Raw genomic sequence first — 9,963 nt, 5'->3', positions numbered from 1 at the left:
TATGGTGATCCCCTGGGCGAAATGCGCCTGGTAAGCAGAGTTTTTGAAATGTAAGGCCTTTGAATAAGACAAAAGGCTGCCTCATCGCTAACTTTGCAACAGTGCCCTTGAAAGCTACTTTTTAAACTTTCTCATTCTGAGAAGCATATTTAATTTTGCTGCGTCTGCTCGTGCTGCTGCTACAGAAAGGGCTTTATGCAGTGAAACTACCACGACAAACAAACAGAACATCGACCAGAATCCATCCATTTCGTTTACCTAATCGTTGAGGTTTTTATTCGGGATATCTGGCTAAATAGGACTACACAGATACCCAGTTAAACCCCCCGCTTACATAACACTCCGGTTCCTCACCAGACGTTTTATTCTATCGCGGTCTGTGGTTATCAGAAGCTGCATAAACCGGTTATTTAGTCCGTTACGCGAAAATTATTGAGGATCCGGGCTGTTAAACTGTTCTTCCTCTTTCGCTTCCGGAGAAAAGGGGAGGTGTCACCCTGCGGCCGGGTAGTGAAAGGGATTTGACGTAATTCAGGCGAAGGGCGAACAAGACCGCAAAGGACGCCCGGGCGACCGGATACCTGCCGGGTTGTGCGAAGTAAAAACCGGAAGCAGTGATAACACAAACAGGCCCCTACAGCGTAAGGATTGTGATGGACGATAAAGAGCAATTTACGAATCTTGTGGCAAAGCATGCCTCCGGACTCACCGAAGAGCAGCTGGCCGGTTACGATGCCTGTTCCCTGGATGGTGAATGCGTCACGCCTTCATACGAGGTTTTCCGGGGGTATCGTACCCGCCATACCCTGGATGAATTTCTGGAGATGGCCATATCGCTGAATGCCATCCACCCGGATGAATATTTAACGGATATGCTGCTTAAGCCTCATGAGGTGATCGGCGCTCTGGCCGATGAAGGCGACCAGCTGAACAACGCCACCCCGGTTTATTTCTTCCCGGATACCGGCGTCTATGCAGCGGCCGTCAGTGAAACCCGGGTGCTCGATGCCTGGCTTTGCTGGCCATGCTACCCGGCGAACTGGTAACGCGGCCGTTGGAATTGCACCGGCAGGATACGAATTTAACCGACCCCGTGGCGGGAAGGTTATCACAATTGCATGTCCTCATCCCTCAAGCCCCCTGCCAGGCCCTAACGTGCTGTCAGGCTTCGCCTGATTCCCGATCTGCGCCGGTACTTCAGCCGATAACTTTTTGTTTTCTTTTTATTTTCTCCCCATTTCCTCAAAGTTCGCGGGCGGCGTGGACAGGGCACCATTGCCGCATGTGGGGTCTTAATAAGGGCAGGGTGGTCAGGTTTGCTCGATGCCGGGGGTAGGCCCTACCCTTTATGGGATGAGGACATGCAATTCACTAAATTAATCGACAGCACCGGTGGTGACTTATCTGTAACGGGTCAGTTTTGATACGGGGAATGTTTCAGGGTTAAGATCTGGAATCATAAAAATATACGCTCCCGTTCAGGACATACGACTTGAAATGGATAATGCCATTAAAGGAATTCCAGCCTTTCGTCGATAACAGTTTCTGACCATCGCCATAACCATGTCATGGAGGAGACTAACCGTGTTTCAGAGGTGAGCTGGTGCCTGGCAAAACATACAAACTCAAATATCAGGAAGCGAGTTTAGTTGTTTATAACATGCAGCCGTGTAACTGATTAGGTACCGGCAAAAGGAGGAAATAATGTTTGAAAACTACGTTTGTAAAATCTATGTAAGCAATGATCCTCATTTTAGTAGCCATCTCGAAGCAACTGCGTTTGGTTTCGATAATGGTCAGCAGCAAAAGATTCTCACCGCAGCCCATGTTGTTACCAATGCTCTTGGAAAAATTTATCCCGTCAGCAATACACTTAAACTTTACGTCAAATTTCTTAACCATCAAGGACTGGTGAACGAAGAGCCTGTTCTAGTCGATTTCATTCTCAATGAGGCTAATGACAGGGCAGACTTTAAAGACGGCATTCCGTTTGTTGACAGTGCAGAAATCGTATTACCAGCTGGAATACAACAGCCTGTAAGTAGTTACTTTAAGGTCCTGGCTCCCGCAGCTGGCATGGGTACATTGGGTGTCGGATATCCAATGAATGAGACAACAATTTCGACATTCCCTGGTGAAGTTTCAGGCATTTGGCCTTTAAATTGCTCAAATCATTCTCCCCAACATCTCACAACTCGCTTTGTAATAGCACATTTCAACACCGATGGTTGCTCTGGTGGACCCTATGTCGTCTCCGAGAATGACGAGCATTTTGTCATTGGAAGTCTGGTTGGAATAATGTCTGGAACCTGCCCAGATTCAAATCCACACATGTCTGTTCAGTCCGCTACTGATTTTTAGCAAAGTCAGTTCCAAAATGACGCTGGCACGATAGTTATTTTGGGTCTGCCCGATATGGCGTCTGCCCTTACTAACAGCAACAGCATTGAAACTGACAAACATGAACTCGAAAGTGCCACAATAGTAAGTCATGATTTCTTCATCACTTTTATGGTGCTCTTTTTCACCTATCACACAGCAAGTTATGAATACGAGGCCTGTAATGGACGCTACCGAAACTGAAGAGCTCGAAAAAATTCGCAAGAAGGCAATGGATGAAGTTACAAGTGCTCTTCAGGCGCTTGAAAATAAGTTCCCGGGTATTACTGAGGGCGCAGCAGCTTTGGCGGGGTCAGGCGTAGGCGCAGCGGCTTCCTTCGGTGCTCTCTATACGCTTGGTACAACGGGAGTGTCAGCAGCAGGCATAACCTCCGGGCTCGCTACAGCAGGGTCTATCGTCGGTGGCGGTATGGTTGCAGGCATTGCGGTATTGGCCGCACCTGTAGCTGTGTTAGGGATTGGCGGGTACGCGATAGTGAAACACAAAAAAAATGCGAAACTGACAGCCGCCCTTAGTCAGGCCATCCAAAAGCTCTACGAAGTTCAGGAAAGGTTGATGTCGAATGCGGAATATTTTAAGGCAGAAATTGCTGGCATCAAGGCAACAATCGACATGCTTACTAAGAAAGCTCCAAAAGGTAGCCTGGTCGCGGTGAGGTAAACACATGAGTCAGTCTCCTTATGATGATGAGTTCAGGGCCATCCGTTATATTCAGCTCCGTGGTCAGGATATCGCGAACGCTCACGAGACAATTAACAGTGATATAGAGAGCCTTAAGGCACAGTTGACCGGGCTAATCAGCGGCACTGAACTTGATGAAGCGGAGCATCTGGCGCTTAAAGAACATCATCTGCGAGAAATGACCCCTTCAGATACTGCCATGCATTCTACTGGTCTCAAGACTATATATAGCGAGGCTAACCAGCGTGTATGCGGTGATATTGGACTGGCCACAATACTCTCCACGGATGACTTGGCTGTTGTAGATGCCCGGATCCAGAATCATATTAAAGAATTTAATGATCGCTACGCACTCGACGCCTGGGATTATGCTATTGCCTGCGGATGCGGGCTCATAGCATCCATGCTGGATTTACTTTGCGTCAGAGCCCCGCCAAAACCTACGGTGAGCTTTACGGCAGAAGTGGATGGTATTTTCAATAAACAGGTGCAGAAAGCCTTCAATGCCATTTTGCCGGAGGACCTGAGTACAAAACTCTCAGATTTGTTCCCTATAGGGGCACCAGACAGTTCGATCAGCAGCGATTTAGTGGGTGCGGCCGGTGGCGTTTTGTCTCCCACAAATCACCGCTTAAGAGCTTTGTCACACGATCCCGTACTGGGCATTATTTTCGGTATAAAGGATATGCTGAACGGGACCTGTACGGTGGTTCAGAATGGACAGATCGTGGTTTATCCTTCCAGTAAAGGCGTTACAGACGAAACCAATATTTTCAGGCTCATCGCCAGAATGTTTGGACACCTGGCATCGGATGTTAATGCCCCCTCAGCAAAAGGAAACCGTGGCATGGGGTTACCGGCTCCTTTTATGGGGCTACTTCGTATGCTTGAGGGGATCCCTGTGGGGAGTTCTAACTTCGGCAAACAAATAGAGTACATGTATGTCAACGGGTATGACTTTCGTCAGTTTATCGTGACAAGTATTCCGATGAGCATAATGGAAGTTTTGATGCGGGTTTTCTATGTGGCGAAACAGGTATCGCTGGGAAAAGGAGCTTTTGGGGAGACCTTACTGGATACCATGCCGTTGCGGCTAAATCCACGCTTCCGGATGATGCTTGCCCTGGGTTATGGAACTTCCAGTGCTGTTAACGCAGGTAAAATGTATATCACCGGCAATATTCTCAATGCGAATTACGCCTCCTGGATGGGGTTGGCCTGGAATGGTTTTCACTCACTCAAGTGGTCCCTTTATCAGCGACACTTAAAGCTTTGGGCCGGTATTGAAAAGGCAGAACTGGAACGGCTTCAGAACAATATAGACAGCATCGAGGCATTGACCATCAGAGCAGGAAACTTGCCAGTCAAGTAACATTCACCGGAGCACCTCCGGAACCCCATAGCCCACCAGCTGCTAAAAATGTCTGCCTTTGCTTTTAATACTCTCTCTGCCTCCTCCCCGAGGCAGAGAGTAGCTCGTAGTTATTTATACAGCTCACAACAGGGCCATAAGATACTCCGCTTCTCGTTTACCGATGATCCTGATCTGTCAGCTCTCTTACCGGATGCTGTACGAGCGTAACGGCTTATTATTGATAGTTCTCTCATATCAAACCTCATAAAGATTTATGCTGCCACTTAGTAACAGCCTAAAGGTTGTACTCTCTATTTAACAGCTTTTAGGCTGTTAATTTGATATTACAGCTTTTAGGGTGTATGTTTAGAAAACAGCGTACAAGGTGTATCAGAGGAACTACTGAGGCCAGCTTATGATCAATAATGATTACCCGTTAAACACGCTCAACCAGTTGCGTCCCTTGCTCATTGGTTTTCGCAAGGCGAATGGCCTGACGCAAAAAGACCTGTCCGAAAGGTTAGGGGTCACTCAACAGACATACTCACGTCTGGAAGCCAACCCTGCCAGTGCGAGCATTGAACGGCTATTCAAGGTGTTTTCTATCCTGGGCGTAAAAATCAGCTTCTCCTCGACAACCGCCTCTTCAGAGGGGAAGCAGACGGAAGAAATGCTTAAATCAAACTCACCTGCACGACAGGAGAAATGGTAACGATATGAGCCGGAAACAGCAGCGTCTGGCAATCTGGATGAACGGAATCAAAGTCGGATACTGGGAAAAAAGTAAAGGGGTAGACAGCTTACAATACCTTCCTGACTGGAGTGCAGACGAACAGGGAAGGCCGCTGTCATTGTCCCTTCCTTTTACTCCCGGGAACCAGGTCTGGCGTGGAAATGTGGTACGTGACTATTTTGATAATTTACTCCCGGACAGCGAAGGCATACGCAGACGTCTGGCAATGCGTTACAAGGCCGATAGCCTGGAGCCTTTTGATCTTCTGACGGAGCTGGGAAAAGACTGCGTGGGCGCGATACAGCTGCTTCATGACGGAGATGAACCCACAGATTTATATTCCGTGAAGTATCACCCGCTTACTGAATCAGAAATTGCGGCAACTTTGCGTAATACCACGGAGACATTGCTACCGGGCAGGCCAGAAGATAACGACGACTTACGTTTATCTATTGCCGGTGCTCAGGAGAAAACAGCCCTACTGTGGCATGAAGATCGGTGGTGTATGCCGGAGGGTAATACACCAACGACGCATATATTCAAGCTACCGCTCGGACTTGTGGGGAACATGAAAGCCGACATGCGCTCGTCGGTTGAAAATGAATGGCTCTGCTCGGTACTTCTCGAACAGTACGGGCTCCCCGTGGCAAGAACGCAGATTGCTCACTTTGAAGATCAGAAAGCGCTGGTGGTAGAACGTTTTGACCGAAAATGGTCAGGAAACGGACAATGGATCATTCGTTTACCCCAGGAGGATATGTGTCAGGCCCTGGGCATTTCGCCATTACGAAAATATCAGGCGGACGGCGGGCCAGGTATATCGGAAATTATGGAAGTTCTGAGTAATTCAGACCGTGCTGAGCGTGACAAAGCGCAGTTTTTTATGACGCAGATAGTTTTCTGGATGATGGCCGCAACAGATGGCCACGCTAAAAATTTCAGTATTTCTATTGGGCCACAGGGACGTTATCACCTTACACCACTCTATGATGTGTTGTCGGCATGGCCGGTGATCGGTCATGGGAACAATCAGATATCCTGGCAGAAGTGCAAACTGGCGATGGCCGTACGTGGCAGTAGCAACTATTACCAGATATATCGAATACAACGACGCCACTGGATCAGGCATGGTGAGATAACCGGCCTGAGTAAACAGCAGACAGAGGCGATGATAGAGGAAATCATCGCCAGAACCCCGGGTGTCATTGAACGTGTTAGCGGGCTTCTTCCGGACCAGTTCCCCCAGCAGCTTGCGGAAAGTATTTTTGATGGAATGAGGCAGCAATGCAGGCGCCTGGCTGAGAAATGACAGCCGCAATTTATAGTGTGCATGTTTTCAGAATAGCTGATGTAAGCGTGAGGATTCAGTATGACTGAAGAACAAAAAAGAATAGAGCGGGCTATTGAGTTGGCTTGTCGTTACGGCGGAACCGATGAAATGCATCATCTGCAATGGGTCGTGGATCAGATGGTAAGAGAACTTGCTGGAGAACGTTATGCACAGATTGTAGCAGATGCCACCAGCGGAGAAGATGGGCCTGATACTTACAAATGGAGTGTTGGGATCGCGCCTTAGCATCTGTCAGTCTGGGGATGAAAACGTACTTAACATCCAGCGAATTCCCAGACTTCACATTAAGACTAGAGTAACGGCCGCAATCACGTGAGAGAAAAAAATGGCAATTTTAGCAATCATTGCAGTTATCGCCCTGGGTGGGTACGCCTGCGGGTTTATTAAAGCCCGTGAGCTGAGCGCTTTGCGTAAAGAAATGAAACTATACGTGGATCGCATGGAAGCGGCGGAGCTGGACTTACACGCAATCAGAAGTGTAGCGGAGCACCGGTTGCACGGTGCAGGTAAACAGTTTGCCGACCTTTACAGCCGTATCGACGGTGCAACTGTGACGCTGACACCCGAAGATCAGCTGTTACTGGCAACGATGCCATTTAATATTCAGGATGTAGAAGACATCGTAAACGAGCGCGGTCCAAAGACAATTAGCGGCCGTCCATTCTGGGAAGTTGAGCCAGGCCCGCATGACTATGAATATGGCCCGCAATATCCGTATTTCCCAGACCAGCGCTAGGAAGAGATCAAGATGAGAGAGCCAAGACCCCGCCATACCTTGCAGGTCATTCGAGTGCCTTCTCTGGAGGTTCAGGATCTGGGGCTGACCAGCTTTGATAGCTGGCTTGACGAGAACGGTTATGACAAAACGAATGCCAGAAATAACCGTACCATCTGGGCGAGAGAAGGCGGATGGCATCTGAAACGTTGCAGAAATCTGGAAACTGGCACGGACGATTTCTGGTTTATCGCTTTCGATGGTAAAGGCGGAAAGATATACCCGCTGAAAACCCAAAGAGACTACCGGGCTGCATATCGTAAGCTGGAAGCAGAAGGTTATGCACCTGCGGTCATCGAGCAAATGACCACAGGCGCAGCATATAACCTGGCCTATCCACGTTCCACCCTAAAACAAGCTGAGACGGCCACCAGCGAACCAAAGCGGAAACCTGACGTAGATATCCAGGGTGAGCACTGCGAGCGCGTAGTGACGCAACGTAGTGGCGTGGCACAGGGTAAATTTAAAGCTCTGCTCATCGAGAATTTCGCGGGCCGTTGTGCGGTAACCGGTTGGGTTAATGGCGGTGTCCTGGATGCGGCACACATTGAACATGGAACCCGGTACAATCCGTCTAATGGCATCCTGATGACTCCAACAATGCATGCTCTGTTTGATGCCGATCTTATGGGCATAGATCCGGCCACCCTGACCGTTCATTTTAAGCCAGGCATTGAGCTGGGCGAGCTGTTTGAAGGCCGTAAAATCACACCGCTGGTGTACGATCTGGACTTAGAGCGGCTGGCCGTACGCTGGGCAGGATACCAGGGCCTGGCTCATGAACAATGATGGGTTACAGCCGGGATGTGTGAAAACCCGTCAGTGAAACCTGCATGCGCCATACCTTTAAATTTAAACTCAAGAGCCAGGCTCAAGATAAAACCGAAATGAAAAGGTAAAATCCGGTGCACCAGATCTCTTAGGTTTAATACCTGAGCCGGTATACTGGCAGGCGCAGGCATGTGGGTATTATCCAGTCCATACATCTCCACACAGTGTTAACCGCAACATTTAAAGTTCAATAAGGACGGTTTCAATTTTATGTATAAAACAGCATTAGTGATGATTATCGGGATCCTCGGATGCAGTAAAGCATTTGCAGCCACTGAATTACAGCTCCAGCAAAAACGCGTTATGCAGTTCTGTGCCAACGCCAGTCTTCCATTGTTAGTTGCGGGTACAACGTACGCGAATACGTCTGACAACGGGCGACCAGAAAAAGAAAGATTGGCAATCCTGAAAAATTCAGTTGCAAGCTCGACAGCTTATAAAATGGCATCTCCCGGAGTTCAGATTGCCATGATGAGCGTGGTGGAAGATATTGCCGATCCGAAAGAATTAGCTCTACATCAAAAAGAAGTTAGACGTCTTGGGGCTAGTTATCTTTCCGACAGCGGTGTTTCATGGGCTTCAAAAACTGTTTCACCATTTACAGCCTGGTGTAACTTTAACCGTTTAGAAAGTTAAGGCTGGCAAGGCGGTTCCTGTTCAGGAAAGTTACTTTCCGTGCGGGGACCGTAAGATACAGATAAAGCTTAAGGCCTTTGAATTTCTGGAAAGCATTTGAAAATTTCATTGCGCTTGTCTGATATGAAACAGCCCCTGCATTTCTGCAAAGGCTGAAAGAGTGTGTACGGACTTTGGAAGGAGTGATGATATACGCCTGAGCCATCCCATCACCGCAGACAGGGTAATTAACCCTGACTAAAGCTTTCACCTATTCCGTCGCTCGCAAGCGGCTTTCGCACACTAACGAAGGTATGGCCTTTCGTCGGTGTTAAATTTTTCAAACTTTGCTTACTTTGTCAAGGAAGGTGACCGCAGTAGTAGGCACAACTACTTTAATCTGTATGAATAATAAGGTAGAACCGGCCAGTGAATGAATGCTTTCCCTGAAATCAGGCGGACAACCTTCAGGAATATTGATAGCAAGACTGAATCTCTCGCTGCGGCGATAAACATTTCGCCATAACCCTGAACGAGAGTGGTTCATCCATCATATACAGGAGCGTTACATGCGCAAATTTAAGTACATAATCTGTCACCAGTGCGAAGGCCACGGGACCATGGAAAACCCGGCCTTTGAAAATGGATTCACCCAATCAGAAATGGCTGAGTGGGAGCCAGAAATGCGTGAAAAGTATTTTGCCGGAGCATTTGATGTTCGCTGTGACGTTTGTGCCGGTGACGGTAAGCTCAGCGTACCAAACGTAGCGGCTATGTCTTTTTCAGAACGACGGGTTCTGGCAGCACGGCGGCGTGATGAGCGTCTTCAGGCTGCTGATGAACGGCTGTCCCGCCAGGAACGAGCAATGGGGTACTGAGGTGTTACAGCAAAGATGAAAATGACGAAGCCAAAACCGGTAAGCCGGATGAAAAGACCGTTTATTAGTGAGCTTGCAGAGCTGGGTTTATCGGGTGAAATTCTTTCAATTCGAACTGACGGCATGCAGGGGACGCTCATACCCGATCTTACCGCAGGGGTGAGTGAAGCAGGCCGTGTGAAAACCGGCAACTGGGTAATCTCTGACAAGAGAACCTTCGACCATGTCGTTCTGTGTGGGGTCGTCTCAGAAAACGGAATCTATGGTCACTCCCGTTTTTGCAACACCGATTTTGACGACAAGTTGGCTTGCTTGAATCTATCCGGCGTCTGAATGGGATTTTA

The 9,963-nt window shown here is 48.4% G+C and carries 12 protein-coding genes; all 12 read left to right on the top strand.

The genetic code is table 11. The features are described 5' to 3' along the window. The first annotated feature begins 653 nt into the window (after positions 1-653). The 12 genes from ACOTX3_RS25130 (at position 654) to ACOTX3_RS25075 (ending at position 9,952) form a co-directional block, all read left to right on the top strand. Positions 654-1,046, top strand: coding sequence for a hypothetical protein (locus tag ACOTX3_RS25130; RefSeq protein WP_000341066.1), 393 nt, complete (start codon positions 654-656; stop codon positions 1,044-1,046). 658 nt (positions 1,047-1,704) lie between these two features. Next, positions 1,705-2,361: a trypsin-like serine protease gene (locus ACOTX3_RS25125; RefSeq protein WP_000462754.1), complete on the top strand. Its 657-nt coding sequence runs from the start codon at positions 1,705-1,707 to the stop codon at positions 2,359-2,361. Between the two features lie 202 nt (positions 2,362-2,563). Next, positions 2,564-3,061 carry a membrane protein gene (locus ACOTX3_RS25120; protein ID WP_000340139.1) on the top strand — a complete coding sequence of 166 codons (498 nt, stop codon included), beginning with the start codon at positions 2,564-2,566 and terminating at the stop codon, positions 3,059-3,061. Between the two features lie 4 nt (positions 3,062-3,065). After that, positions 3,066-4,454, top strand: a complete 1,389-nt coding sequence (locus ACOTX3_RS25115; RefSeq protein ID WP_000083579.1) for a hypothetical protein — start codon at positions 3,066-3,068, stop codon at positions 4,452-4,454. Positions 4,455-4,854: 400 nt separating this feature from the next. Further along, positions 4,855-5,148 carry a helix-turn-helix transcriptional regulator gene (locus ACOTX3_RS25110; protein ID WP_012477377.1) on the top strand — a complete coding sequence of 98 codons (294 nt, stop codon included), beginning with the start codon at positions 4,855-4,857 and terminating at the stop codon, positions 5,146-5,148. Between the two features lie 4 nt (positions 5,149-5,152). Then, entirely contained in the window at positions 5,153-6,478 is a 1,326-nt protein-coding gene (locus ACOTX3_RS25105) for a type II toxin-antitoxin system HipA family toxin (RefSeq protein ID WP_000088044.1), read from the top strand. 60 nt (positions 6,479-6,538) lie between these two features. Further along, on the top strand, positions 6,539-6,745 hold the full coding sequence (locus ACOTX3_RS25100) for a hypothetical protein (protein ID WP_000134171.1): 207 nt from the start codon (positions 6,539-6,541) through the stop codon (positions 6,743-6,745). A 100-nt stretch (positions 6,746-6,845) separates the two neighbouring features. Beyond that, positions 6,846-7,256, top strand: a complete 411-nt coding sequence (locus ACOTX3_RS25095) for a hypothetical protein (RefSeq protein WP_000985909.1) — start codon at positions 6,846-6,848, stop codon at positions 7,254-7,256. Between the two features lie 12 nt (positions 7,257-7,268). Next, positions 7,269-8,084, top strand: a complete 816-nt coding sequence (locus tag ACOTX3_RS25090) for an HNH endonuclease signature motif containing protein (protein WP_001641519.1) — start codon at positions 7,269-7,271, stop codon at positions 8,082-8,084. 252 nt (positions 8,085-8,336) lie between these two features. After that, entirely contained in the window at positions 8,337-8,762 is a 426-nt protein-coding gene (locus tag ACOTX3_RS25085) for a hypothetical protein (protein WP_000278471.1), read from the top strand. A gap of 548 nt (positions 8,763-9,310) precedes the next feature. Beyond that, entirely contained in the window at positions 9,311-9,619 is a 309-nt protein-coding gene (locus tag ACOTX3_RS25080) for a hypothetical protein (protein WP_001224686.1), read from the top strand. Between the two features lie 15 nt (positions 9,620-9,634). Next, complete coding sequence (locus ACOTX3_RS25075; RefSeq protein ID WP_012477379.1) at positions 9,635-9,952, top strand: hypothetical protein; 318 nt, start codon at positions 9,635-9,637, stop codon at positions 9,950-9,952. Positions 9,953-9,963: the final 11 nt, after the last annotated feature.

It is taken from the genome of Enterobacter cloacae complex sp. IR5384 (assembly GCF_049237265.1).
In the GTDB taxonomy this organism is placed as follows: domain Bacteria; phylum Pseudomonadota; class Gammaproteobacteria; order Enterobacterales; family Enterobacteriaceae; genus Enterobacter; species Enterobacter cloacae.
This window is presented reverse-complemented; position numbering and strand designations above follow the sequence as displayed.